Origin of the sequence: Halomonas sp. CSM-2 (genome assembly GCF_002119345.1) — a bacterium.
In the GTDB taxonomy this organism is placed as follows: Bacteria; Pseudomonadota; Gammaproteobacteria; order Pseudomonadales; family Halomonadaceae; genus Vreelandella; species Vreelandella janggokensis.
This window is the reverse complement of record NZ_NBYR01000003.1, coordinates 60,796-87,129: the sequence shown is the minus strand read 5'-3', so window position 1 is coordinate 87,129 and position 26,334 is coordinate 60,796. Positions and strand designations below refer to the sequence as shown.

At 59.6% G+C, this 26,334-nt stretch carries 24 protein-coding genes; 16 read left to right on the top strand and 8 right to left on the bottom strand.

Going from position 1 to position 26,334, the window contains the following annotated elements; all coding sequences use genetic code 11:
* Positions 1–28: 28 nt before the first annotated feature.
* From B7L15_RS03195 to B7L15_RS03185, 3 genes are read left to right on the top strand one after another with little or no spacing between them, the layout of a single operon-like run.
* Positions 29–733, top strand: a complete 705-nt coding sequence (locus tag B7L15_RS03195; RefSeq protein ID WP_085917603.1) for an ABC transporter ATP-binding protein — start codon at positions 29–31, stop codon at positions 731–733.
* Between the two features lie 16 nt (positions 734–749).
* Positions 750–1,751, top strand: coding sequence for a branched-chain amino acid ABC transporter permease (locus B7L15_RS03190; protein WP_085917602.1), 1,002 nt, complete (start codon positions 750–752; stop codon positions 1,749–1,751).
* Positions 1,751–3,061: a branched-chain amino acid ABC transporter permease gene (locus B7L15_RS03185; protein ID WP_085917601.1), complete on the top strand. Its 1,311-nt coding sequence runs from the start codon at positions 1,751–1,753 to the stop codon at positions 3,059–3,061. The genes B7L15_RS03190 and B7L15_RS03185 overlap by 1 nt, the downstream gene beginning before the upstream one ends.
* A 63-nt stretch (positions 3,062–3,124) precedes the next feature.
* On the opposite strand, the gene B7L15_RS03180 is transcribed toward B7L15_RS03185, so the two are convergent.
* Positions 3,125–4,333 (bottom strand): ABC transporter substrate-binding protein, encoded by a 1,209-nt coding sequence (locus tag B7L15_RS03180; protein WP_085917600.1) that lies wholly within the window; start codon positions 4,331–4,333, stop codon positions 3,125–3,127.
* Between the two features lie 105 nt (positions 4,334–4,438).
* Positions 4,439–4,675 carry a hypothetical protein gene (locus B7L15_RS03175; protein WP_085917599.1) on the bottom strand — a complete coding sequence of 79 codons (237 nt, stop codon included), beginning with the start codon at positions 4,673–4,675 and terminating at the stop codon, positions 4,439–4,441.
* 65 nt (positions 4,676–4,740) lie between these two features.
* Here B7L15_RS03175 and B7L15_RS03170 point away from each other — a divergent pair, with 65 nt between their 5' ends.
* Together B7L15_RS03170 and rapA are read left to right on the top strand one after the other, a co-directional pair.
* Positions 4,741–5,544: a redoxin family protein gene (locus B7L15_RS03170; RefSeq protein ID WP_085917598.1), complete on the top strand. Its 804-nt coding sequence runs from the start codon at positions 4,741–4,743 to the stop codon at positions 5,542–5,544.
* Between the two features lie 114 nt (positions 5,545–5,658).
* Positions 5,659–8,604 carry an RNA polymerase-associated protein RapA gene (rapA, locus tag B7L15_RS03165; protein ID WP_085917597.1) on the top strand — a complete coding sequence of 982 codons (2,946 nt, stop codon included), beginning with the start codon at positions 5,659–5,661 and terminating at the stop codon, positions 8,602–8,604.
* Here rapA and B7L15_RS03160 read toward each other — a convergent pair.
* The gene (locus B7L15_RS03160) at positions 8,601–9,521 is read right to left on the bottom strand and encodes a TIGR01777 family oxidoreductase (protein WP_085917596.1); all 921 of its coding nucleotides are present in this window, start codon (positions 9,519–9,521) and stop codon (positions 8,601–8,603) included. The two genes, rapA and B7L15_RS03160, sit on opposite strands and share 4 nt — an antisense overlap.
* Positions 9,522–9,681: 160 nt before the next feature.
* Between B7L15_RS03160 and B7L15_RS03155 the strand changes: the two genes are divergently transcribed.
* From B7L15_RS03155 to B7L15_RS03115, 9 genes are all read left to right on the top strand, one after another.
* Positions 9,682–10,764, top strand: a complete 1,083-nt coding sequence (locus B7L15_RS03155) for an NAD(P)/FAD-dependent oxidoreductase (protein WP_085917595.1) — start codon at positions 9,682–9,684, stop codon at positions 10,762–10,764.
* Positions 10,765–10,946: 182 nt separating this feature from the next.
* Positions 10,947–11,867: a MerR family transcriptional regulator gene (locus B7L15_RS03150; protein ID WP_176243627.1), complete on the top strand. Its 921-nt coding sequence runs from the start codon at positions 10,947–10,949 to the stop codon at positions 11,865–11,867.
* 66 nt (positions 11,868–11,933) lie between these two features.
* Complete coding sequence (phrB, locus tag B7L15_RS03145; protein ID WP_085917594.1) at positions 11,934–13,346, top strand: deoxyribodipyrimidine photo-lyase; 1,413 nt, start codon at positions 11,934–11,936, stop codon at positions 13,344–13,346.
* 39 nt (positions 13,347–13,385) lie between these two features.
* On the top strand, positions 13,386–13,817 hold the full coding sequence (locus B7L15_RS03140) for a nuclear transport factor 2 family protein (protein ID WP_085917593.1): 432 nt from the start codon (positions 13,386–13,388) through the stop codon (positions 13,815–13,817).
* A gap of 60 nt (positions 13,818–13,877) precedes the next feature.
* Positions 13,878–14,657 (top strand): SDR family NAD(P)-dependent oxidoreductase, encoded by a 780-nt coding sequence (locus tag B7L15_RS03135; RefSeq protein ID WP_085917592.1) that lies wholly within the window; start codon positions 13,878–13,880, stop codon positions 14,655–14,657.
* Positions 14,657–16,006: an NAD(P)/FAD-dependent oxidoreductase gene (locus B7L15_RS03130; RefSeq protein ID WP_085917591.1), complete on the top strand. Its 1,350-nt coding sequence runs from the start codon at positions 14,657–14,659 to the stop codon at positions 16,004–16,006. The genes B7L15_RS03135 and B7L15_RS03130 overlap by 1 nt, the downstream gene beginning before the upstream one ends.
* Complete coding sequence (locus B7L15_RS03125; RefSeq protein WP_085917590.1) at positions 16,003–16,767, top strand: DUF1365 domain-containing protein; 765 nt, start codon at positions 16,003–16,005, stop codon at positions 16,765–16,767. Before B7L15_RS03130 ends, B7L15_RS03125 begins: the two co-directional genes overlap by 4 nt.
* A complete protein-coding gene (locus B7L15_RS03120) occupies positions 16,764–18,032 on the top strand; it encodes an SAM-dependent methyltransferase (RefSeq protein WP_085917589.1) in 1,269 nt (422 codons plus the stop codon). Before B7L15_RS03125 ends, B7L15_RS03120 begins: the two co-directional genes overlap by 4 nt.
* Positions 18,032–18,562 carry a DUF2878 family protein gene (locus tag B7L15_RS03115; protein ID WP_085917588.1) on the top strand — a complete coding sequence of 177 codons (531 nt, stop codon included), beginning with the start codon at positions 18,032–18,034 and terminating at the stop codon, positions 18,560–18,562. The genes B7L15_RS03120 and B7L15_RS03115 overlap by 1 nt, the downstream gene beginning before the upstream one ends.
* Here the strand turns inward: B7L15_RS03115 and B7L15_RS03110 are convergent.
* Entirely contained in the window at positions 18,559–20,424 is a 1,866-nt protein-coding gene (locus B7L15_RS03110) for a putative bifunctional diguanylate cyclase/phosphodiesterase (protein WP_085917587.1), read from the bottom strand. The two genes, B7L15_RS03115 and B7L15_RS03110, sit on opposite strands and share 4 nt — an antisense overlap.
* A 284-nt stretch (positions 20,425–20,708) precedes the next feature.
* Between B7L15_RS03110 and fabA the strand changes: the two genes are divergently transcribed.
* Complete coding sequence (fabA, locus tag B7L15_RS03105) at positions 20,709–21,224, top strand: 3-hydroxyacyl-[acyl-carrier-protein] dehydratase FabA (RefSeq protein WP_066319005.1); 516 nt, start codon at positions 20,709–20,711, stop codon at positions 21,222–21,224.
* Between the two features lie 12 nt (positions 21,225–21,236).
* On the top strand, positions 21,237–22,454 hold the full coding sequence (gene fabB, locus B7L15_RS03100) for a beta-ketoacyl-ACP synthase I (RefSeq protein WP_085917586.1): 1,218 nt from the start codon (positions 21,237–21,239) through the stop codon (positions 22,452–22,454).
* 86 nt (positions 22,455–22,540) lie between these two features.
* Here fabB and B7L15_RS03095 read toward each other — a convergent pair whose 3' ends face one another.
* The 4 genes from B7L15_RS03095 to B7L15_RS03080 form a co-directional block, all read right to left on the bottom strand.
* Positions 22,541–23,269 carry a lysophospholipid acyltransferase family protein gene (locus B7L15_RS03095; RefSeq protein ID WP_085917585.1) on the bottom strand — a complete coding sequence of 243 codons (729 nt, stop codon included), beginning with the start codon at positions 23,267–23,269 and terminating at the stop codon, positions 22,541–22,543.
* Positions 23,266–24,156: a sugar nucleotide-binding protein gene (locus tag B7L15_RS03090; RefSeq protein ID WP_085917584.1), complete on the bottom strand. Its 891-nt coding sequence runs from the start codon at positions 24,154–24,156 to the stop codon at positions 23,266–23,268. Before B7L15_RS03090 ends, B7L15_RS03095 begins: the two co-directional genes overlap by 4 nt.
* A 45-nt stretch (positions 24,157–24,201) precedes the next feature.
* Positions 24,202–24,765: a single-stranded DNA-binding protein gene (gene ssb, locus B7L15_RS03085; protein ID WP_066318997.1), complete on the bottom strand. Its 564-nt coding sequence runs from the start codon at positions 24,763–24,765 to the stop codon at positions 24,202–24,204.
* A 71-nt stretch (positions 24,766–24,836) separates the two neighbouring features.
* Positions 24,837–26,216 carry an MFS transporter gene (locus B7L15_RS03080; RefSeq protein ID WP_085917583.1) on the bottom strand — a complete coding sequence of 460 codons (1,380 nt, stop codon included), beginning with the start codon at positions 26,214–26,216 and terminating at the stop codon, positions 24,837–24,839.
* Positions 26,217–26,334: the final 118 nt, after the last annotated feature.

Genomic DNA, 26,334 nt, shown 5'->3' with positions numbered 1-26,334 from the left:
TTGGCAATCAACAAGAGACTTTTCCACCATGCCTTTAATCGAAGCGCGCGACGTTTATGGCGGCTATGGCGGCATGAATATCCTCAATGGGGTGGACATGTCCCTGGAAGCTGACGAAGTCGGGGTGATTGTAGGACCGAACGGGGCGGGTAAATCGACGCTGCTGAAAGCGATCTTCGGGCTTCTGCACGTCAATCAGGGTGACATCCTGCTCCATGGCAAGCCCATCCAAAATTTACCCCCCCACCAGTTGGTTGAGCGCGGTATGGGCTTTGTCCCTCAGGAAAAGAACGTTTTCCCGAGCCTCACCGTGCAGGAAAACCTGGAGATGGGAGCCTTTCTGAAGCCGCAGAACGTGAAACGCATGCTGGGTCAGGTTTACGAGTTCTTTCCGCCCCTGCAGGAAAAGCGTCATCAGCCGGCGGGGGAGCTATCCGGAGGGCAGCGCCAGATGGTCGCCATGGGCCGCGCGCTCATGGCCGAACCCAGCTTGCTGCTGCTCGATGAACCCACCGCCGGGCTTTCCCCGCTCTACATGAACGAGATTTTTGACCGCGTTAAGCATATCAACGCGGCTGGGGTAGGCATTCTGATGGTCGAACAAAACGCCAAGCAAGCACTGGCCATTGCCGATAAGGGCTTTGTGTTGGCAGCAGGCCAAAACCGCTTCACCGATACCGGCGCGGCACTGCTTGCCGACCCGGACGTGGCAAAAAGCTTTTTGGGCGGATAGTCCAGGGGACAATAACGTGAATGAACTGGTTTTCTTTGTTAACAACGTCGTGATCGCCGGTAGCGTGACGGGCGCCATCTACGCCATTGGGGCGATCGGCGTCACGTTGATTTTCAGCATCATGCGCTTTGCTCATTTTGCCCACGCCGACGTGATGACCTTTGGCGCCTTCATGGTGTTGCTGCTCACCACCGCATTTCCTGGCGTCGGCATCAGCATCGGCGTACCCACGGCAATCGTCATGTTGCCTATTGCCATGCTGCTGACCGCCTTCCTGGCAGTGGGTATTGATAAAGCGTTTTACAAGCCGCTGCGCGCTCACGGGGTGAAGCCCATCGTCATGGTCATCGCCTCGCTGGGGGTCACCTTGATTCTACAGGGCCTGATTCGCTTGTTCTCAGGGACAGGCGGCCAAGGCTTGTACGTTGACGATCGCAAGGCGATTTTTCGCATGCTGCCGTTTGAAAACGTTCGTGTACCGATCGTGATTACCGAGCCGCAAATTTATCTATTCGTGATCACCCTGGTGGCGGTGATCGCCCTGCACCTGTTTTTAAGCCGCTCGCGGCTCGGTAAAGCCATGCGGGCAATGTCCGATAACCCCGAACTGGCCCAGGCTTCGGGCATCAACACCAACACCATCGTCGCCGTCACCTGGGTGATTGCCGGCGGGCTTGCCGCCATTGCCGGCACGCTGCTGTCGCTGGACGTGACGTTCAAGCCCGACCTGAGCTTCTTCCTGCTGCTACCCATTTTCGCCGCCGCCATCGTCGGCGGCGTCGGCCACCCCTATGGCGCGGTCGCCGGGGGCTTCGTGGTCGCTTTTGCTGAAACCCTGGCGGTGTTCAACTGGGCCGTGTTGCTGCGCCCCTTCCGCGATAGCCTGCCCACCTGGCTCGAGCTGCCGTCCAACTTAGCCTTCGTGGGGACCGAATATAAAATCGTCGTGCCGTTTTTCATTCTGGTCGCCATCCTCGTTTGGCGACCCACCGGCATCTTTAAAGGCAAGGTGATCTGATGGCTGATAATAACTACACCCCGCAGGATGCAACGCCCAAGGCGTCGCGGCTGCCGCTACGCGAACTTTGCCTGTTCGGCGCACTATTGTTGACCATTGTCGGCGTTTATGCGGCGATGGGGGCCGCCTACAGTACCCGCATGCTGGTCGAAGCGGCGTGTTACGCCGTGCTGGCGCTGGGGCTGACCATTCAATGGGGCTATGCGGGCCAATTCAATGCTGGTGTCATGGGTTTTGTCGCCCTGGGCGGTGTCAGCGCCATGTTGTTCAGCGTGCCGGTCAACGACGCTTTCTGGAACAGCGAACTGCCTGCCGAGCTTGGCAAGGTATTGCTGTATGCCATTGGGGCCACACTGCTGGTCGTGGCCGCCACCAAGCTCACCCGGCTCGGCGTTCCCAAACGGGTGCGTACCGTATTCGCTGTGCTGCTCGCCATCGTTCTGTATATGGTGGTCATCAGTTTGTTGCGCGACGTCACCGCGGATATTGAGTCCCAGGCAGACTTCGTCGGCGGGCTTGGCTTGCCGCCCTGGCTCGGCTGGATCTTTGGCGGTGCGCTGGCAGGCGTCGTGGGCTACTTCATCGGCCATGTTTGCCTTGGCCTGCGCAGCGACTATCTGGCCATCGCCACACTGGGTATCGCCGAGATCATCAAGGCATTCCTGAAAAACTCAGACTGGCTGACCCGCGGCACCGCGACGGTTTCGCCACTGCCCTGGCCAACGCCCGGGCCGGCAGAATTGGGGTTTACCCTTTCCCGGGCGATATACCTGTCGCTGACGGCGGTGATCATTGCCGGGATCTTCTTTCTGCTCCATCAGGCTTACCATGCCCCCTGGGGGCGTATGATCCGCGCCATTCGCGACAACGAGATATCGTCGGCGGCCATGGGCAAGGATATCAACAAGCGGCGCCTCGAGATTTTCGTCCTCGGCTGTATCCTGATGGGCATCGGCGGCGGGATGCTAGCCAGCTTCAACAGCTTGTTTGACCCCAACGGTTACCTGCCGCTCAACCATACCTTTCTGGTTCTGGTCATGGTGATTCTGGGTGGACCAGGCAACAATCTGGGCACCATTTTTGGCGCCGTCGCCGTATATATCATCTGGATCATGTCGGAACCACTGGCGCTGTACCTGATGGACCTCGCCGTGGCTTTCGGTAACGTTGCCTTCGACTGGCAGGCCCCTGCCAACATCGACAGTCGCGCCCTCCAGGCAAGGGTCTTGGTGATTGGTGTACTGGTAACGCTGGTATTGCGCTTCGCGCCTAAGGGACTGCTGCCAGAGCGCGTCAAGTACCACGACTGAACAAAAAACCGCCCCAGCGACTGGCCGGGGCGGTGGATGTGGCTCAGTTGACGCCGCTGACTGCTAGTCGGCGAGTTCGCCTACCCGTTTGAACTCGCCGTCTTCAACGGTCATTTCCACAACGATACCGGGCACGTCGCCGCTTTCGTTGAACTCATGGCTGCCTGAAGCACCTTCGTAGTTAATCTCTTCTCCCTGGGCAATCAGCTCCACGGCCTTCTCCCACTCGCCGGGCAAAATGGTTTCACCGGGTGCTGTCGCCACCGAGCGCAATGCCTCTGATAACCCTTCACGCTCGGCGTTACCGTTCTGCTCGATGGCCAATGCCACCAGAAACGCCGCATCATAGGCCTGGGCGGCAAATACCGCTTCAGGGTCGATTCCTTCAGCTTCGGCGGCTTCAATGAAGATATCCGTGCCGGGCAGTGCCGGGCTGCCTGGGCGGGTTGCGATCATGCCCTCAAGCACACCAGCGCCTACGGCTTCGACGAGGCTATTGCCCACCATGCCGTCAGCACCGACGTACTGGGTGAATACACCGCTTTCTGCCGCCTGGCGCAGCACGGTCTGGCCCGATGTATCAGCATAGGCCAGTACCACTAACGTTTGTACACCGGTCGACGACAATATGCCCAGTTCAGAGCGGTAGTCGGCACGATTGTCTTCGTGGGCGAGGCTTTCCACCACGCTACCACCTTCCGCTTCAAAGGTGGTGGTAAAGGCGTCGGAAAGCCCCTGTCCATAGTCGTTATTGACGAAGGTCACGGCGACTTCTTCGATGCCTTTATCGATCAGAAGCTTAGCCAGCATTTCGCCCTGGAAGGCATCAGAAGGCACGGTGCGGAACACCAGATCATTATCGTCAAGCTCGGAGACCGCCGGCGCGGTAGAAGCGGGGGATACCATGAGCACACCGCCGGGGATCGCTGCATTATTGGCCGCGGCAATGGTGGCACCGGTACACAGCGCACCGACGATGGCGGTGACATCTTCGGAATTGACCATACGGTCCGCCGAATTCGAGGCGGCCGATGCATCAGAACAGGTGGTATCGCCCGACGGCATTTCCAGCGTCTGGCCGCCCAGAAGACCGCCCTGTTCATTGATCTGCTTGACCGCCAACTGCGCACCGTCAAAGATTGGCGGTGTCAGGCTCTCGATCCCCCCGGTAAAGCCCCCCAAAAAGCCCACCTTGACCTGAGCCTGGGCCGCACCTGCCAATGCCAGTGAAGAAACGGCCACGGCCGTGGCAATTATGCGTTTATTCATCATGTTATCAATCGCTCCCTGTAGGATTTAGCGCCCCATCGTCTCGCGCTGGGGTCTGCTCTTAATCTGGAACTGGAACGCTAAAAATACAAGCAACGTTTTCCAACGCTAGCCGTCGCGATCATCCTTGACGCGCTCAGCCCAGCGCTTGCGAGCCAGGTTGCGTCGATAAAGCCGCATCAGTGCAATCGTCAGCGCCGTCGCCAGCATGGCAGCCAACACGACGCCCTGCCAGGGACGGGCCGCGTTACCCAATACCGTCTCCAACGTAATAATCAGTGTCAGGCCAATTGCCTGGGAGCCGATCGCTAGCGCGCGCAGCCTATCAAAAGCGGGTGGGGGCATAACGTCTCCGTAATTTTCAACTCGCATGATATGGTGCATCAGTGTAACTGCTAAACGGGAAAACCATGAACGCCATCACCCTTGGCCCGCTGCTGATTTCGCTGCCCCGCCTTTACGCCATTGCCTGCGCGCTGGCATTGCTGGTCAGCACGCGCTATTTGCTGGGGCTGCCCCACCGCCGCCACCAACGCTGGTTTTTGGGTCTTTTGGTCATCTGGCTGATCGCGGCTCGCTTCGGTCATGTCGCCCTGCATATCGAAAGCTACAGTACCGCCCCACTGGAGACACTTAAGCTCTGGAAACCTGGTTACCAAGGACTTTGGGGCATGGCAGCAGGCCTGTTGTGGACAATCTGGTCGCTGCGCTCACGGCTGATTGCCATGGGCGGCGCCATGGCGCTGCTGATCGGGGCCTCAAGCCTGTGGCTGGTGCTGGTAACGCTTGCCCCGCTGGGCAGCGACATGAGTTTGAAAAGCCTGCCCGACATTACCCTGGAAGATATTGATGGCACCCCGGTGCATCTTCCCTCCTTGGCGGACGACCACGACAGGGTCATCGTCAATCTTTGGGCCACCTGGTGCCCGCCTTGCCTACGCGAAATGCCGCTGCTTGAAGATGCCGACCAGCGCGAAGGCGTCGCTGTCGTGGTCGCCAACCAGGGCGAGGACCTGCTGCCCATTGTGCGCTACCTGGATGAACAATCGCTGCGCTTTCGCTACGCCCTTCGCGACCCCAACCAAATGCTGATGTCGCTCGTCGAGGCCCCCGGGTTACCCACGACGGTGTTGTTCGACGGCGACGGCAACACCCTGGATATTCATGTGGGCGAACTCACCCAGGCCCATCTGGACCGTTGGCTCGAAGATTGACGACGATACACCTTAATCCCCCAGCGCCTTTGCGTTAGAATCCCTCGCCCTGTTTGTAGCCGGTCATCGTGACCGGCCACGTACGCCCCGTTTCGCAGACTTCCTTGAGGCATCATGAGCGATTTTTCCCCCGGCCAACGCTGGATTAGTGACGGAGAAGCCGAGCTTGGGCTCGGTACCGTGCTTAACTGCGACACCCGTAGCGTTACCATCTTGTTCAGTGCCAGCCAGGAAACCCGCACCTACAATACCCGCCAGGCCCCGCTGACCCGCGTCATGTTCGGCACCGGCGACCGCATCCAGTCGGCTGATGGCTGGCAGATGATCGTCGATGACAGCCAAACGTCTAACGGCTTGATCACCTATACAGGCGAAGACAACCAGGGACAACGGCGCGAACTGCCGGAAGCCAAGCTCGCCGACACCATGCAGTTCGACCAGGCTCGCGACCGGCTGCTTACCGGCCAGGTCGACCGCAACGACTGGTTCGACCTGCGCTTTCGCACCCTGCATCACCACCAGCGTATCGAACAGCACAGCGCGCTGGGCTTTGCCGGGCCGCGAATCGACCTGGTGCCACACCAGCTGTATATTGCCGATGAAGTCGCCCGGCGCCATGCGCCGCGCGTCCTGCTGGCAGACGAAGTCGGGCTCGGCAAAACCATTGAAGCGGGGCTGATATTGCACCGCCTGCTGCTGACCGGACGCGCCGAGCGAGCCCTGATTCTGGTGCCGGATAGCCTGACCCATCAGTGGCTGGTCGAGTTGCTGCGCCGCTTCTCGCTCAACGTTACCCTGTTGGATGAGACCCAGAGTCAGGCTCACGGCAGCGCCAACCCGTTTGAAAGCGCTCAGCTGGTACTGGCAAGCCAGGGCTGGCTGTTTGCCAATACCCACCGCCAGGAACAGGCGCTGGCCAGCCACTTTGACCTGCTGATTGTTGACGAAGCCCACCATCTTGACTGGAGCAGCGAGGGTAGCGGCCCCGGCTATCAGTGCGTCGAGCAGCTGGCAAGCGATATCCCCAGCCTGTTGCTGCTCACCGCCACGCCCGAGCAGATGGGCATAGAAAGCCACTTTGCCCGTTTGCGGCTGCTCGATCCAGAACGCTACCACGACCTGGCGCGCTTCAAAGACGAAGAACGTCACTACGGTGAAGTGGCCAGCGCCATTGAAGCGCTCGAGGCATTACCCGACACGCCTGACGCCCGTGTCCACGTCGACGCCGTGGCCGACGACCGCGATAGCCGGGCCCTGCTTGCCACCCTGTGCAATCCTGAGGCCAGCACCGACCAGCAGGACGCTGCCCGCGCCCAACTGCGCGACGCCCTGCTTGACCGCCACGGCACCGGGCGGGTGATGTTTCGCAATAGCCGCCGCCATGTGGGCGGTTTCCCCGAGCGCCGCCTGCACCTTGACGCGCTGGCATTGCCGTCGGCCTATCGCCGCATGCAGCGACGCCTGGAACGCGACGACGACTACCTCGACGAACTGCTGATCGAGACCGGCATGGATCATCCGGACGTGCTGATCTATCCGGATGCCGCTTACCGCGAGTTGAGTAACGATCCGCTTCACGGCGAACCCTGGTGGCATATCGACCCGCGGGTTAACTGGCTGCTGGAAAAACTCAGCGACGACAGCGCCGCCGGTTTTGCCAACGATAAGGTGTTGGTGATTGCCCATCACCGCGACACCGCTGAAGGCCTGGCCGAAGGTCTCCGCGTGCTGGGTGGCTACCATGCCCCGGTGTTTCACGAGGGCCTGTCGCTGGTCGAACGCGACCGTGCCGCCGCGGCGTTTGCCGATGAAGAAGACGGCTGCCAGGTGCTGGTGTGCTCTGAAATCGGCTCCGAAGGGCGCAACTTCCAGTTCTGCCGTCACCTGGTCATGTTTGACATGCCCCAGCATCCCGACCAGTTAGAACAACGCATTGGCCGCCTTGACAGGATCGGCCAGCGCCACGCGATCGAGATGCACATACCGACGTTTACCGGCAGTCCCGGCGAACGCCTGATGCGCTGGTATCACGAAGGCATGGATGCCTTCAGCGCGCCCCACGGTATTGGCAGTGACCTGTTTGACGCCTTTGGCGATGCCCTGGCCGATGCACTGCTCGACGACGAGATGCTGGATGAAATCATCAGCGAGACCCGTGAGCTGTTTGTCGCCAAATTAGCCGAGCGGGATGCAGGCCGTAACCGCCTGCTGGAGCTCAATGCCTGCCGCCCTGTGCGCGCCCAGCAGGTGGTCGAAGCCGTGCGCGAGCTGGACGACGACAGCGCCCTGCCGCGCTACGTAGAGCGCGCGTTGGATGTGTTTGGCGTGGATAGCCAGGAGATCGGCAACGGGCTGCTACACCTCCAGCCGGGACAGCACATGCTGGACGGCCTGCCTGGGCTGGTAAAAGGCGAAGAAGGGTTTTCGGCTACCTTTGATCGTCATCAGGCACTCGCCCGCGATGACGTTCAGCGGCTTTCCTGGGAACACCCGCTGCTGCGCGAAATGATGGGGCGCATCATTGACGGCACCATGGGTAACACGGCACTGGCATTGCTGGGTCACCCGGCAATCCCCAGCGGCCGACTGATGACCGAGCTGATATTCCGCACCCATTGCCCAGCCCCCACATCGCTGCACCTGAACCGGTTTCTGCCGCCGACGGCCGTCCGCGTATTGCTTGACGAGTCGGGGGCCAACCTGACCGACAAGATTTCCTTCACCGGGCTGGGTAAAAACCTGCAGAAGGTCAATAAATCCATGGCACGGGACCTGATCAAGAGCCGTCACGACGAACTTCGCGGTCTGCTCAGGCAAGGAGAGGGTGAAGCCGAACGAGAACTACCCAGCATCGTTGAAGCCGCCGAGGCACGCATGCGCACCCAGTTGGACGCAGAACTTGCCCGTCTGGGGGCGCTGGCGGAACACAACCCGTCAGTACGCAGCGAGGAGCTCGACGCCCTGAAAAAGGAACGCCAAGCCCTCAGTGACGCGATTGAAAACACCCGTCTGCGGCTGGACGCCGTGCGGGTGATTATCACCGTTGACCCCAATGCCTAAGCACTCCGCTCAGGCGAAAGGATAGCGGCGAGCGCCTTTTCCAGCGTGGGGTATTGAAAGCGAAACCCCGCTGCCTCAAGGCGCTCGGGGCGCATATCAGCACCGGTCAGCAGCAGCTGAGACATCTCACCCAACCCCGCTTTCAACGCGCAGGCGGGCACCGGCAATACCGCCGGGCGGTGCAGTTGCCTGGCCAGTGTCCGGGTAAACTCGGCATTGGTCACAGGATGCGGCGCACTGCCGTTGAAGGCGCCGGATAGCGAGGCATCATTGAGCAGGAACATGATCGCCTCGACCAGGTCGTCGCGATGGATCCAGGGCATGAACTGCCTGCCATCGCCAAAACGGCCCCCCAGCCCCAGCTTGAACGGCGGTAACATCTTTTGCAGGGTGCCGCCGCCCGCCCCCAATACCAGCCCGATACGTAAAATCGCCAGGCGCACGCCCATGTTCTCAATGGGCTTCGCCGCGGCTTCCCATTCCGCGCATAGCCGGTGGGCAAACTCATCGTGGGGCGAGGTGTCTTCGGTGACGCGCTTATCGCCTTGATCACCGTAATAGCCCATCGCGGAACCACTGATCAGCACCTTGGGCAGCGGCTGGCCGTTCTCGCCCAGCTGCTCGCAAAGCGAGACGAGTTGCTCGGTCATCTCGATCCTCGAGCGAGTCAGCCGCTTTTTCTGGCTGTCGCTCCAGCGCTTGGCCGCAATTGACTCCCCCGCCAGGTTAACCAGTGCATCCGGCGGGCTATCGATGAACGCCTGGGCGCTGTCACGGATGTCACATTCGCGGGGAAGACGCTCGTGTACTTTATGGGGCGTACGGGAAACCACCAGCACCTCATGTCCCTGCGCTATCAACGCCGGGCAGAGTCGCTGGCCGACAAAACCACTGCCGCCGGTCACTAGTACACGCATGTGCTTCTCCCTTTGATATCGATGAGCAAGCTACGCTCTTTATTAAGGTTTACATTTCGATTTATTTATACAAGACTATTACTTATAAAATGATCCGTACATAAATATATGTGAACTCTATACATCACATCGTGCTGGGCCGATTACCCAACAGGTCGCCATGACAACCGTCACCTCTCCTTCTCTCTCAAACGTCGCCATTATCGGTGCTGGCATAACGGGACTGGCCTGCGCCAACCGGTTGGTAGAACACGGTGTGGCGGTGACGGTATTTGATAAAGCCCGTGGCCCAGGCGGACGCATGTCGACCAAGCGCCTCGATCAGGCTCAGCTTGATCTGGGTGCCCAAGCATTTACCGCTCGCGATCCAACCTTCAGGGACGCTGTTGCTGACTGGCTTGCGTCAGGGCTCGTCGCTCGCTGGCCGATCGTCAGCTATCAAGCTAGTCCAAACGGCTGGCAACTGCATCATGACTCACGCCCCCGCTACACCGGGGTACCCCGAATGAGCGCTATAACCCGCCACCTGGCAGCTAGGTTCCAGGCCCACCCCCAAACGGCCCTGCAACTTGCAACGCGCATCGAGGCGCTGCACCGCTCACCCAAAGGCTGGCAGCTCCAAGATGCACAGGGGCGTGGTTACGGGCCGTTCGACCACGTCGTCTTGACCACTCCACCGCCACAGGCATTACCACTAGTGGCGCCCTGGGAGACGACACTGGCTGAGGCATGCCAAGCACGTGAGCAGCGCAGCTGCTGGGCGGCCTGGGCGGTGCTGGATGGCCCCCTACCCACTCCACCAGGCAGTCAGAGCGACTGGCAGATGGCCCGTATTGAGCACCCCGCGCTGCGCCTGGTGTCGCGTAACCAGACCAAGCCGGGTCGCGAGCATCAGCCTGAAAGCCTCAGCCTGATGGCCCATCTGGACTGGAGCGAGACCCACCTGGAAGATGACCCACAAGCGGTTGCTGAGTCACTGTGGGCGGCCTTTACGACGCTTTTTCCGGCTGACACGCCGTTACCGTTGCGGGTTACCAGCAGCGCACACCGTTGGCGTTATGCTCAGCCAAGCACTGCCGATGACCAGCTATACCTATACAGCGACAGCGGCCTGGCTATGTGCGGTGACAGTTTCACGGCCAGCCGTGTGGAATCGGCATGGGTCTCTGGAACGCAATCAGCCCAGGCGTTAATAGATCGGTCGGTACATAACAGAGCCTCATCATCACACTCCAACAAGTGAATCCAAAGGTTGTACCTTGAGGCTACAAGTTGTACAAAGGAACGTTAGTTATTCAAGATTGTTGATCGGTTAATTAGATATTAGGTAATTGCTATGGATAGCAAACCACATCGCCCGCCGCAGCAAACCACGATAGGCCCATGCGGCTTGGCTCCGCAGACAACGAAGAGGCAATGGCGCCCATGAATAATAAGGCGACCCACCCACCCGATACCCCACTTTATCCTATTCGGGAAGTTTCCCGTCTGACGGGCGTAAACTCGGTTACCCTGCGCGCCTGGGAGCGACGTTACGGTTTGATATGCCCCAAACGCACCCCCAAGGGCCACCGGCTGTATGCCCAGGACGACATCACACGCATCGAGCGCATTCTTCAGTGGCTCAACCGCGGCGTTCCGGTCAGCCAGGTCGCGGACCTGCTCGACCAACCCGACACCGTTGAGGCCCCGGTGCCCGATGCCGGCGATTGGGTAAGCCAGCGTCAGCAGTTGCAGGCGGTCATCGAAGCGCTGGATCTACCCAAACTGGAAGCCTTCTACCACCAGAGCCTGGCCCTCTATCCGCTGAGTACCGCTATCAACGAACTGTGGCAGCCGGTGGTGCTGACGCTGGAAGCCAAGTGGGCAGTGCAGCCTGATGCCCTTGTCCGCCGCACCTTCGAAGCCTTCCTGCGCAGTCAGGTGGGAATTCGCCTGCATTATGCCAACCAAGCCACCCGCGGCCCGTTGATCCTGCTTAATGTCATGCCCGACGACCCAGGCCCCCTGTGGGTTCTGATGGCAGCGTTGATGGCCAGCGAACAGGGTTACCGTGTGCAGCTGCTGGATCACTCCTTGCCGCTTGAAGACCTACCCCAAGCCGTTGCCCGCCTGCATTCTTCGATGGTGCTGCTGTCCAGCGGCCAGCGGGAAGACGACCACTATATTCGCCAGTCGCTGCCGGATGCCGCCGCCACGTTAAATGTGCCCATCGGCGTCTGCGGTGAAGTCGCCCGCCTGCGCGACGCCGACTTGCGCGACACCTCCGTGCATATGCTGGGCGATGACCTCCCTCAAGCCATCGCCCGCTTGCGCCCGTTGCTGCGCGAATCAGGCGTCCTTTGACAAACTGAGTGACACCGCCGCTGCGGCGGTGGCTACCCGCTTGACCATCGCCCTGCAGGAGTTCCCATGTCTCGACAGTTGGTTTGGCTGCGTAGTGACCTGCGCATCCACGATAACACCGCGCTTGCCGCCGCCGCTGCAAAAGGGCCGGTCGTTGCCGTGTTTCTTCGCTCAGTGGCCCAGTGGCAGGCGCATGGCCATGGTATTAACAAGATCGACTTCTGGGCACGTGGCGTTACTGCCCTCAAAGAGGCACTCGATGGACTGAATATTCCGCTCCTGCACCGGGATATCGCATCGTTTGACGATGCTCCCGCCACCTTGCTGGAGATTGCCCGCCAGCACCGGATTGAGCAGTTGCATTTCAACATCGAGTACCCCCTCAACGAACGGCGCCGCGACCAGGCGGTCATGGAGTCCTTCAAGCAGGCAGGAATTGACGCGCAAGGACATCATGATGCGGTGGCCTTTGCCCCCGGGACGCTACTGACCGGCAAGGGCGACTATTACGGCGTGTTCACGCCGTTTGCCAAGGCCTGGCACAAGCAGATCACGGCAGACCAGTTGACACTGCGCGACACCCCGGACGCCCAATCGCCGCTAAGTATCGAGAGCGACCCCTTGCCTACGCTGGCAGACGTCAATGGCTCCCCCGTTGATGCACACCAGTGGCCTGCAGGAGAGCACGCCGCCAGTGACCGCCTGGAGCGCTTCTTACGCTTCCGCGGCCACCACTACAGCGATCAGCGGGACTTCCCAAAGGTGCGCGGCACCAGCGAGCTTTCGCCCTATCTGGCGCTGGGAATGATTTCTTATCGTCAATGCATGCAAGCCGTCATGAGCGAGAATGGCGGACATTTGGCCGATGGCGATAAAGGCCTGACCGCCTGGGTAAGCGAGCTTATCTGGCGGGAATTTTACCAGCACGTGGCCGTCGGCTTTCCTCAGGTATGCCGCCACCAGCCGTTTCAGGCCCACACTCGTAAACTTGCCTGGCGCGACGACCCCGACGCCTTTAGTGCCTGGTGCGAAGGACGCACCGGCTACCCGCTGGTAGACGCCGCCATGCGCCAGCTCGTCGCCACCGGCTGGATGCATAATCGGTTGCGAATGGTGACGGCGATGTTCCTGAGCAAACACTTGTTGATCGACTGGCGGCAGGGTGAAGCGTTTTTTCTGCATCATCTGATCGATGGCGAATTTTGCGCCAATAACGGCGGCTGGCAGTGGGCGGCCTCAACGGGTACCGACGCGGCCCCGTATTTCCGAATCTTCAATCCCACCACGCAATCCACGCGCTTTGACCCCCACGGCGAGTTTATTGCCTACTGGTTGCCCGAGTTTGCCACTTTGCCAGCCAAAGCCCGCCATGCACCGCCACGCGACTTGTTGACCCAGTTGGACTACCCCGCCCCCGTTGTCGACCACAAGGCAGCACGTCAACGGGCACTCGATGCCTTCAAGGCGCTGTCAGACTGATACCGGCCCGCTAACCGCCTAACGACTTCAGGAGTCTTCATGTCACAGGACAAGGCACTGGAAGATTTTTGCGCCTTTTTCAACAAACTTGACAATACCTGTACAGAAAAGCTGTACGAAGTATATACTGACGATATAATTTTCACTGACCCGCTGCATAACGTTGAAGGTCGCCCCGCGCTGTCGCGCTATTTTGCCGCGATGTATGAAAACGTCGAGCATTGCCAATTCGTTTATCACACGCGCCAGCGCCAGGGCAGTCAGGCATTTGTCACCTGGACCATGACATTCGTGCATCCAAAGCTGTCAGGGGGACGTACGATCAAGGTAGAGGGATGCAGTGCGTTGACATTTGCTGACGACGGACGTGTAGCGCGACACAGAGACTACTTTGACGCCGGGGCGATGCTCTATGAGCACCTTCCGGTAATGGGGCGGGTCATTCGCTGGTTAAAGCATCGTCTTGATTAATCATTACGTTGCCTGGGGCACCTGACCGAGGTGCCCACAGGGTGTAACAGGAGAGGTTCGATGAGCACATGGACAACCCCCCAGCGTATCTGGCTGACGGGTGCGACCTCGGGGATTGGCGAAGCCTTGGCCAGAAAGCTTATTGCCCAGGGTCATCAGGTCGTAATCAGCGCCCGCAACCACGAGGCGCTGGAAGCGCTGTGCCAGGACCACCCCAACGCCCACCCGCTGCCGCTCGACGTCAGCGACCGCCATGCGGTGTTGGCGGCGGGCCAGCAGATCGGCGAACTGTTGGGCGCCCTGGACCTCGTTCTGCTCAACGCAGGCACCTGTGAATATCTCGATGCCCAGCAGTTTGACATGGACCTGATCGAACGTGTTTTCACCCCCAACCTGTTTGGCACCCTGTATGGCGTCGAGGCGGCCCTCCCCTTACTGCGTGCCGCCCGCCAGGAAGGCAATCCCGCCCGGCTTGCGGCCACTTCGAGCGCTTCTGCCTACCTGCCGTTACCCCGGGCTGAAGCCTATGGCGCCTCCAAGGCGGCCGTCAGCTATTTCCTGGAATCGCTGCGCCTTGACCTTGACCAGGAAGGCATCGACGTCAGCCTGATTCACCCAGGCTTCGTCAAGACGCCGCTGACCGATCGCAATGACTTCCCCATGCCCATGCAGGTCAGCGCCGACACCGCCGCCGAGGCCATTATCAACGGCCTGGTCAAAGGCCATCTGGATATTCATTTTCCGCGCCGCTTTACCTATCTGGTCAAGTTTCTCGGCATCCTGCCGCCAGCCCTGCGTCGCCGGATCGGCCTGCGCATGACCCGGCAAGAGGCTTCCTGATGAGCAACACGGCGTCTCAACGCATTGCCATTATCGGCAGCGGCATCAGCGGCATGGCGGCCGGATGGTACCTATCTGCCCAGCACGAGGTCACGCTGTTCGAAGCCGACGCGCGCCTGGGCGGGCATACCGCGACCATGGATGTCGAGGTAGGTGGTCGCCCTTACGCCATCGACACCGGCTTCATCGTCTTCAACGACTGGACCTATCCGCATTTTCAGCGCCTGCTGGATGCCCTGGATGTTCCCAGCCAGGCCACCGAAATGAGTTTTTCGGTACACGAGACCAGCGTTGACTTTGAATACAACGGCCACACCTTGACCTCGCTGTTTGCCCAACGCCGAAACCTGCTGAATCCAGCTTTTTATCGCTTACTCGGCGATATCATGCGCTTCAACAAGCAGGCCACTGCGGACCTGGAGAACGGTCGGCTTGCTCAGGACATGACGCTTGGCGACTATCTGGACCGTCACGGCTACGGCCAGGCCTTCCAGCGGCACTACCTGCTGCCCATGGGTGCGGCCATCTGGTCGGCGAGCATTGGCGACTTGCGATCCTTTCCGCTGACCTTTTTTGTCCGTTTTTTTCGCAACCACGGGCTTCTATCGGTCAACCACCGTCCCCAGTGGTACACCTTGGTGGGCGGTTCACGCCGCTACATTCCACGATTGACCGCGCCCTATGCGGACCGTATTCATCTGAACACCCCGGTTTCCGGCATTACCCGCACGGATACCGGGGTGATGATCACCACTGCTCAAGGCCCCCAACGCTTTGATCAGGTCGTACTGGCATGCCACGCCGATCAGGCTCTGGCCATGCTGGACGACCCGACCGAGGCTGAAAGTGAGATTCTCGGCGCAATGCCTTACCAGGACAACGAGGTGGTACTACACACTGATACGTCGCTGTTACCGCGTCGGCAACGCGCCTGGGCCAGCTGGAATTACCGCCTCGACGGTCGCGGCGCCGATGAGCGGGTCTCGGTCACCTACAACATGAACATTCTCCAGCGGCTGGACGCGGACACCACGTTCTGCGTCACCCTCAACGATTCAGACAGCATTGACCCCGCCAAGGTGCTGGGTCGCTACACCTACGCTCACCCGCAGTTCACCCTGGCGGGGCACGCCGCTCAGCAGCGTCACGACGAGATTTCATCCCCCGCCCGACGTACGCACTTCTGCGGTGCCTACTGGCGCAACGGCTTTCATGAAGACGGCGTCTGGAGCGCCCTGCGTGTTGCCCGCTCGCTGGGTTGTGACGAAGCGTACACCCCGTTTACCACCCCCACGGCGCTGCCTACCACGGAACTGTTTGACGCCCACCAGGGGAGTGACGCGGGATGATAACGACGCCACATTCACGGGTGTATCGCGGCACCCTGCGCCACCGACGTTTCTCGCCTCATGCCCACCGTTTTGATTACCAGCTGTGGATGGCCTGGCTGGACCTGGACGAGTTGCCGACGCTGTTTGACGGTGTGCCGGGGTTCAGCGCTAGAGGCGCGGCGCTGGCTCGCTTTCGCCGCGAAGATTATCTCGGCCCGACGGATCGCCCGCTGGCCACCGCCGTGCGCGAGGAGCTGACACGCCAGCTGGGCAGCGCTCCTGAGGGCCGAATCTGCGTGTTGACGCAACTGCGAACGCTGGGCGCCATGTTCAATCCTATCTCGATGTATTACGCCTATGACCGGCAAGGCCAACTGTCAGCGGTGCTTGGCGAAGTCACCAATATGCCCTGGCGTGAGCGCACCTGTTATGCCTGCCGTGTCGATAGCCACCGCCACAGCCACCACGCAACCTTCGCTAAAGCCATGCACGTCTCACCCTTTAACCCCATGGACATGACTTATCGATGGCGATTTAACACACCGGGCGACCAGTTATTACTGCACATGGAAAACTGGCAGGCCGGGCAGCGTCATTTCGACGCCACCTTGACCCTGGAGGCGGCACCCGCCACCGCCAGGGTATTGCTGACCACTTTGGCGTGCCAGCCATGGATAAGTCTGAAAACCATCACCGGCATTCATTTTGAGGCGCTTCGGCTGTGGTTGAAGCGCAACCCTGTCTACAACCATCCCAAGCGCAAGGAGACCTCGAAATGACGACCCTGCGTTCCACGCCGCCTGACATTCAACCCGCCCCCCAGGGGCGTGTCACCCGCTGGCTGAAAAAGCGGCTGATCACACAGCTGGACACCTTTACCGGCGGGCACATCACCCTGATTGAAGGCAACCAATGTCACCATCTGGGCCAGGGTGGCGAGCTTCACGTCACCGTCGTCGTCCGCCACGCACGCGCCTGGAAGCGGCTGGCTTTCGGCGGCACCGTGGGCGCCGCCGAGGCGTACATGGATAACGACTGGGACGCCGATGACCTGGTCGCCCTGGTGCGCCTGTTTGCCATTAACCTGGATCAGGTCAACGGGCATCTCGAGAACGGCAGCGCGCGCATGGCACGCTGGCTGATGGGCCTGGTGCATCGTTTTCAGCGCAACAGCCTGACCGGTTCCAAGCGCAATATCGCCGCGCATTATGATATTGGCAACGACCTGTTTGCCACCTTTCTCGACAAGCACCACTGGATGTACTCCAGCGCCGTTTTTCCCTATCCGGATGCCAGTCTGGAAGAGGCCTCGACCTACAAGCTGGATGTCATGCTCGACAAGCTCGACGTGCAACCCGAGCACCATTTGCTGGAAATCGGCACGGGCTGGGGCGGGCTGGCCATCCATGCGGCCAAGACCCGCGGCTGCCGTGTGACGACAACCACCATTTCCGAAGAACAGTACGCCTATACCGCAAACCGCATTAAGGAAGAAGGCCTGGAGGAACGCGTTACTCTGCTGAAACAGGACTATCGCGAACTGACCGGACGCTTTGACCGGCTGATTTCCGTCGAGATGATTGAAGCCGTCGGCCATCAGTACCTGGATACCTACCTGCACAAGGTCGACAGCCTGTTGACCGACGACGGTCAAGCCATGCTCCAGGCAATTACCATCCGCGACCAGCGCTTTGATGGTGCCAAGCGGGATATGGACTTCATCAAGCGGTATATTTTCCCCGGTGGCTTTTTACCTTCCCACCACGCCATTGCCAGCAGCTTGATGCGCAAGACCTCGCTCAACATGGTTGCGCTCGATGAAATTGGCCAGCATTACGCTCGAACCCTGCGCGAATGGCGGCACCGCTTCGAGGCCCATCTGGAACATATTCAAGCGCTGGGTTATGACGAGCGCTTTATTCGCATGTGGCGTTATTATCTCTGTTACTGCGAAGGCGGTTTCCTTGAGCGTTCGATTGGCACCTGCCACCTGCTGCTGGCCAAGCCTGCTGCCAAACCGGCGCCCTTGACCGGAGGGTTGTAATGCTTGCACGGCGGCGCTTGATGGCGGTGCTCGTCAATGCCCTCGGCTTTGAAGTGATCTGGACGCTATGCGTGCTTGGAGGCTCCTGGGTCGCAGCGATCGCTGGCAGCACCTGGATTGCACTGCATTTAAGGTATGTCGGTAAACCGGGCGAATGGCGCCTGGTGGCAGGCTTTGCCTTGTTAGGGCTCGCAGTCGACGGCGGCTTACAGCTGGCAGGGGGGCTGATATTTGGCGATCAACGGCTCATTGCCGGCTTGCTGCCATTATGGCTATGGATGCTCTGGCCACTGTTTGCCACCCTGGTGCATCATTCGCTTGCCTGGCTATGGCGTTGGCCCTGGCTGGCAGCAGCGCTGGGTGCGCTGGGCGGGCCACTATCGTATTTTGCGGGCGCCGCCCTCACCGATGTCACCCTGGCGCCTTGGCTGCTACCCGCCCAGGCGCTGGTATGGGCACTCCTCTGCCTGGGGGTTTGCCGCTATTATCGGCACTGGCAATATCGCCATGCTGCCACTGCAGTTCGCTAAGGACCCGCTTTCGCCATGCTGCCGGTGCGTGACTTTGCAGGCTGTGACTGAGGGAGCAAACGTTGCTCCAGTTCGTGTGCGGGTTGAGGACGGGCGAAATAAAACCCTTGCACCATATGGCAGCCCGCATCAACCAGGAAATCACACTGTTCTTTGGTTTCGACGCCTTCAGCAATCACATCAAGCTCCAGCCCCTTGGCCATCGACAGGACCGCCTTCACAATGGCGGCATCGGCCTGATCACCGGGCAGCTCCCGGATGAAAGCGCGGTCGAGTTTTATCTTGTCCACCGGCAAGCGCTTCAAGTAGCCAAGCGACGAATAGCCGGTACCGAAGTCATCAATCGCAATAGCATAGCCTTGGGCGCGTAGCGCTTTCAGGCGCGGCCCCATATCTCCCGCGCGCTCGTCCAGAAGAACCGATTCGGTTAGCTCCAGACCGATGTGACCAGGCGTTATCCGGTAGCGTTTCAGGCAGGTGGCCAGCTGGGTTTCCAGATCGCCATGAAAGAGTTGCAGCGCCGAGATGTTGACCCACATGGTCAGCGTCGGCATGCCATTATTGGCCCAGTGCGCCTGCTGGGCGCAAGCCTTTTCAATCACCCAGCTACCCAGTTCGGCCATCAGGCCGTGGCGCTCGGCCAAGGGAATGAATTCACCGGGCGATATCATTCCATCGCGAGGGTGCTGCCAGCGCAGCAGCGCTTCCATGCCAAGCAGCTCGCCCGTACCAGGGTGGTGCTGGGTCTGAAAGTACAGTTCCAGTTGGTCTCCCGAGACGAGGGCGGCGCGCAGGTCGCTAACCAGCGCCAATTGCGGATTGTCCTGCTTGTCCAGGGCAGGGCGAAAACGCAGACTGTGGTTACGCCCAAGCCGCTTGGCGTTGTATAACGCCGACTCCAGCCGTTGAAACAGCACGCCTGAGTCACGACCATCTTCTGGCGCTCGACAGCTGCCGATGGTCAAACCCAGACGCAACGACTGCTCTAGAATCTCAAACGGATTGCTCATGTGGTCGCGTAAGTTAGCGACCCACTTATCGTGATCATCATAGGTCGTGGTGCGAATGACCATGAATTCATCGCCGCCTAGACGTCCGACGACGCTACCTGCCATATAACTCGTCAACCGCTGAGCAAAGCGCGCCAGCAAACGATCACCCTGCTCAACGCCCATGCTGTCGTTCACCGATTTCAGGCCATCAATATCGATCAGCGCAATATCCAGGCTTTCCCCCGCGCGTACACCGCGCAGGCGTGATTCCATCAGGTCGTGCAGGCGCCGCCGGTTAGGTAGCCCGGTCAGCGGGTCTTCATAGCCAATGCGACGCAGGTCGCGCTCACGGGCTTTCTGGGCGGAAATATCGGCAAAAAGGCTAATGAAATGGGTTATCTTGCCGCGTTTATCGGTGATGGCACGCACCTTGAGCCACTCGGGGTATTCATCGCCGTGCTTGCGCCGGTTCCACATCTCGCCTTCCCAGCGCCCGGTGCTTTTCAGTGTGCTCCAGAAATGCTGGTAAAACGTCTTGTCGTGCCTCGGGGCTGCCAGCGTTTCGAGCTTCAGCCCCAGAATTTCATGACTTTCATAGCCGGTAATTTCAGTAAACGCAGGGTTAACCGCAATGACACGATTCTCAATGTCACTGATGACCATCGCATCATTGGCGAGACCGATCGCATCCTGCGATAGGCGCAACCTTAGGCGCTGGTGACCAACCTGACGCCATGCATCCCAAAGCCCGAGCGCCACCATCGATGCCGCGACCATGCGCAGCGCGACATCCGGAATCCAGATGCAGGCGGGTAATGCCACCAGCGCTGTCCAGACTAAGGGACGATTAAGGGAAACGGGAAGCCACATGCTTGTTCACGATATCCTATAAAAACGGGCTCAGAGCTACTCCCAAAAAGAATTAGATCGACGTCATACCGTCGCCTGACAAGCGACTGAACGCCAATCTTACGTCAATAAGCCGTTTAATGTGCAAAACCAATCATTCGACTCTACACTATTTGCCTCATTATACTTTCGGCCGCTAATAAAAAATCTGTAGGGCACACCAATAATAGGCCCGTTACGTGCATTCAGCGGTTTCGGGAAGTAGACTAGGCGCAACCTTTTACCCTGATACTCGGAACGATTCAGTGACCAAGCAACATTCCTTTGATCGCGATGAACTGCTGGCCTGCTCGCGCGGCGAACTTTTTGGCCCGGGCAATGCCCAACTGCCAGCACCCAACATGCTGATGCTTGACCGCATCACGCACATTCACGAAGCAGGCGGCGAGTACAATAAAGGCGAGCTGATTGCCGAATTGGATATCACACCCGACCTGTGGTTTTTTGATTGCCATTTTCCCGGTGACCCGGTCATGCCAGGCTGCCTTGGGCTTGATGCCATGTGGCAGTTGGTTGGCTTCTACCTGGGCTGGCTAGGCCACCCCGGCCGCGGTCGCGCACTCGGCTGCGGCGAAGTGAAGTTCAGCGGCCAGATACTTCCCGACGCGCAAAAAGTAACTTATCGTATCAACATGAAGCGTATTATTACTCGTCGGCTGATTCTGGGCATGGCCGACGGCACCGTCTCAGTAGACGGTCGTGACATCTATCAGGCTAATGATTTGCGCGTTGGCCTATTCACCTCCACTGCGAATTTTTAACAGGAGGCTCCCATGCGACGAGTGGTAGTCACCGGCCTTGGCATTGTGTCGTGCCTGGGCAACGACCAACAACAGGTTCTTGAGGCGCTCAGAAGTGGCCGTAGCGGCATTCGCTTCAAAGAAGACTATGCTGAACGTGGCTTTCGCAGCCAGGTTGCAGGCAGCGTTGATATTGACCTTGAATCGCTCATTGACCGCAAACTGCTGCGCTTTATGGGCGATGCAGCGGCTTATGCGTATATTTCCATGGCACAGGCCATCGAAGACGCCGGCCTCCCTGATGACCAGGTATCCAACGAGCGAACCGGCCTGATTGCAGGTTCTGGCGGCGCCTCGAGCGCCAACCAGGTTGAAGCCGCTGACGTACTGCGCGAAAAAGGTTTGCGCCGTGTGGGCCCCTACCGCGTTACCCGCACAATGGGCAGTACCGTGTCGGCCTGCTTGGCAACGCCGTTCAAGATCAAGGGCGTCAACTATTCGATTTCGTCGGCTTGTGCGACATCGGCGCACTGCATTGGCAGCGCCATGGAGCAGATCCAGCTCGGCAAGCAGGACGTGGTCTTTGCTGGCGGTGGCGAAGAGGAACACTGGACACTGTCCTGCCTGTTCGACGCCATGGGCGCTCTTTCCACTCACTATAACGCGTCGCCCGACAAGGCATCGCGTCCTTATGACCAAGCTCGTGACGGCTTTGTGATCGCTGGCGGCGGCGGCATGCTGGTGCTCGAAGAACTGGAGCACGCCAAGGCACGCGGCGCCAAGATTTACGGTGAGTTGGTAGGCTATGGCGCCACGTCTGACGGCTACGACATGGTGGCACCTTCCGGCGAAGGGGCGACTCGCTGTATGCGCCAAGCCATGGCGACCGTTGAGGGTGATATTGATTATATCAATACCCACGGCACATCAACGCCGGTGGGCGATGTGGCCGAGCTCAAAGCGGTTCGCGAAGTATTTGGCAATTCAACACCGGCGATGAGCTCGACCAAATCGCTGACTGGCCATTCACTGGGCGCGACCGGCGTGCAGGAAGCCGTCTACTCGCTGCTTATGATGCAGCATGGCTTTGTGGCCGCCTCGGCCAACGTGGAACAGCTCGACGAGCAGGCCGACGGTTTCGATATCGTCACCGAACGTCGCGACGGCGTAACGATCGACCGCGTCTTGTCCAACAGCTTTGGCTTTGGCGGCACCAATGCCTGCCTGGTGTTCCAGCGCTACGCCGAGTAATCTGCGGCTAGTCTCTGGTAAGCACCATGAAAACGCCCCCTGTGGAATCCACAGGGGGCGTTTTTTATGCTCAGCACATAAGCGCGTTATTGCGGCCTTGGCACATCCGATATATCGATCAGTTGGGTCTCTATCCACGCCTCGACATCGGCCAGTACCTCATCCGAGGTTCGCCCCGCGGTTTCGATCGGCTCGCCAATACGCACCCGCAGCACGCCCGGACGCTTGACCCAATGGCGCCCTGGCCAACGCTCTCCCGCATTATGGGCCACGGGGATGACCGGCACCCCTGCACGACAGGCAACCACGCTACCGCTTTTGTTGTAACGCCTGCGCTCCCCCGGCTCAACCCGGGTGCCTTCAGGGAAAATCAGCACCGAAAGCCCCGTGTTCAGCCGCGAGACGCCCTGGCTCAGCACCTGTTTGATAGCCCGTGCCGGTTTGGAGCGGTCCAGGCTGATCGGGTGTAGCAGACGCAAGCCCCAGCCAAAGATGGGTAGACGCAGTAATTCTCGCTTCAACACGGTACAAACAGGCGGTTTCATCACCTGCAGAAAAACCGTTTCCCACTCGCTCTGGTGGTTTGCCTGAATCACACAGGGCCCGTCAGGTAGGTGATGCGCGCCCTGAATGTCGTAACGCACACCACAGGCGATGCGGAACCAGAACATCAGAAAATAATTATATAAATTGAGCAGGCGATAGCGCCCGGCCAGAGGTAAAAAAGGCGCGATCGGCAGAAACAATACGCCAATCACCAACAAAGCGGCAAAATATCCCGCGTAAAATACCACGCTGCGAACCACTTGCTTCAAGACGACGCTCCTGTGCCGTCGACACCCTTTTGATCACGCGTTAAACACCAGGCATCGAGCATGCGCCCAACCTCCAAACGCCACGGCTTTTGATGGACACCAAACACGTTGAGCACGCGGCGGCAATTCAGCACGCGCCGCAGTTTGGCATCGTGATGATGCTTCAATGCCTTGACGTCGCCTAATGTCACTTGCTCGCCACGACCTTCAAGGTGGGTCAACAACTGGGTTCTTACCATGGAGGTAAAGGTAAAAGCGCTCACCGGCTCAGTGCCTGCCAGGTGATAGGCGCCCCAGGCGTTCGCCCCGCAGGACTGCTGCTGGAGCATGCCGATCAGTGCGAGAGCCACGGCATCTGCCGAGGTAGGGCAGAAGATGACGTCTTCCGCCGCGCGCACGCTGTCACCCATGACCAGGCTGTCCAACAGTTCGTTGAGCCACGCATGACTGCCCTCAAGGGCAAACAGCGGCCCCAGACGAACAATCAGATGGCGCGCGTAATCAGCCCGGATACGATTGCCGGTTTGCACCAGACGGCGCAGGCTCTCATCACGAGGTGCCGGAACGACATGCTCATCGATGGCGACGTCGAAACCGTCTTCGTAGAGCTGATCAGACACACACCAGACGAGCGCCACGTCTTCTGCGCGGCAGGCCTCAAGGCAGGCCTCAACGGCGTCGGCGTGCTCCATAACGGCGGTGGGAGCCATGTTCAAGGGGTGCGCCAGAGGCGGCATAATCACTGCATCCGGCGACACCTCGCGCAGGCGCTCGGCGCTCACTCGCGTCGTTGGCTCAATCACCAGCTCAGTATCTGAGCGGCGATTGGTTTCGCGCGCCAGCGCCAGACTCAAGCAGTGTCCCGCATCGAGTATCAAAAGCTTCAAGACGGCCTGTCTCCCTTAACCATCACTCGCGTCATTGAACGTCACTTAGAACGGAATCTCATCGTCGAAATCATCGAAATTGCCGGGGTCAGGGGCGCCATACTGGTTGTTTTGCTGGCCTTGGGGCGGTGCGGGCTGGTTTTGCTGGGGCGCTCGCTGCGGCTGGTTAGCGCCTTGTCCGCCGTATTGGTCACCCTGAGGCGGCTGGGGTTGGCCACCCTGCCCACCTTGCGCATAGTTATTGGGCGCCCCGCCGCCCTGGTAATCACCGCCGCGGGAATCAAGCATCTGCATGTCATTGGCAACGATTTCAGTGCTGTAGCGGTCCTGACCATTCTGGTCCTGCCATTTGCGGGTTTGCAAACGACCTTCGATGTAAACCTTGGAGCCTTTCTTGAGGTATTGCTGGGCAATTTCGGCGGTTTTGTTGAACATCACCACCCGGTGCCACTCGGTGCGCTCCTGGCGCTGGCCACTCTGGCGATCCATCCAGGTATCAGTGGTGGCCAGATTAAGATTGGCAACCGCTGTCCCGGAGGGCGTGAACCGTACCTCAGGATCCTGTCCGAGGTTGCCGATCAAGATAACCTTGTTAATGCCGCGAGCCATAAGGCGCTCCTTTCAATTGATATCGATAAACGTCGACAGCGTCCCAGCGACGCACTATTACCCCGCCCCTCTTACGATTTCGGGGGTGTTACCAGCTTAGCAAGCGCTGCTTGATCAAGCTGCTGTCGATTGACCTTCAAATACGCTAGCCGCTCTTCGGGCACAACCATGACATCCTCGACGCCTGCCACGCCCGCCAGGTGATCAAGCAGCACGTCCATAGTATCGCCCTCGGTGTCACCCAGTGCCACCACCTCACTGCTCAACGGCGGTGGCGATGGCATATTCAGCATCGCGACCCACCATAATAGCGCCAGCAGCGCACAGCCGAGAAATACTGCGTCCAGACCGCCGACCGTTGCCAGCACGCCCCCCAGGGTACCGCCGAGAAATGCCCCCAGGAATTGGCTGGTGGAATAGACACCCATGGCAGTCCCCTTCGCCCCGGCCGGTGCGAGCTTGCTGAGCATCGAGGGAAGGGTCGCTTCCAGCAGGTTAAAGCCGGTAAAGAAAATAAACAGCCATGGAAATAACCAATAGCCTTCAGAAACGGGCAGTCCCAACCCCGCCAGGCTGACCGCAATGGCGCCTATCGCCAGCAAACAGATCCGCGTCATGCGCTGGTGCTTCTCGGCCATGATCATCAGCGGCAGCATGGCGATAAACGAAAGCCCCATGATCGCCAGGTAGGCCAGACCATGATGCGCCGCACTGATACCCGCCTCAATCAAGCGAAACGGCACGGCCACAAAAATCGCCATCAGCACAAAGTGCAGTGCAAAAATCGACACGTCGAGTCGCCAGAGCTCCGGGCGTGACAACACGCTTCTCAACTGCCGACGATCCATGCCCACATCGCGGTGCTGGACACGGCGCGGCGCGGGAGGCACCCAGCGCCAAAGTACCATCAAGCCCAGCAGCGTCAGCAGCACCGTCATCCAGAACACACCGGCAAGCCCTGCCCACGCCGCCAGCCAGGGCCCAATCACCATGGCCAGCGCAAATGCCACGCCAATCGATAAGCCAATCGTTGCCATCGCCGCGGTACGCACCTGCTCGCGGGTCTGGTCCGCGAGCAGCGCCATGATAGCCGCGGCCACCGCACCACTGCCCTGCAAGGCACGACCGACAATCATTGCACCGATGGAATCAGCGAGCGCCGCCACCACACTGCCCAGGGCAAACAGTACCAGGCCGAAGGCAATCACGCGTTTGCGGCCAATCCGGTCAGACCATAAACCAAAGGGGATTTGCAGCAGCGCCTGGGTCAGTCCATAGATCCCTAGCGCCACCCCCACCAGCAGCGGCGTCGAACCTGCCAGACCGTCGGCATACAGCGCCAACACGGGCAGCACCATGAAAAGCCCCAACATACGAGACGCGTATAGACCCGCCAGGCCGCTGATGGCACGGCGTTCAGAGGCCAGTAACAGTGCAGACACCTTGCGCATAAAACCCTTGGGGTGGTCCTTGGGGTGATGATCGTCGATGGTAAATGCCCATAGGGGCTTGGATAGCCGCCCATTCTAGCGCGTTGGGTGATTCAGCGAAACGCCATCAACCCGATGC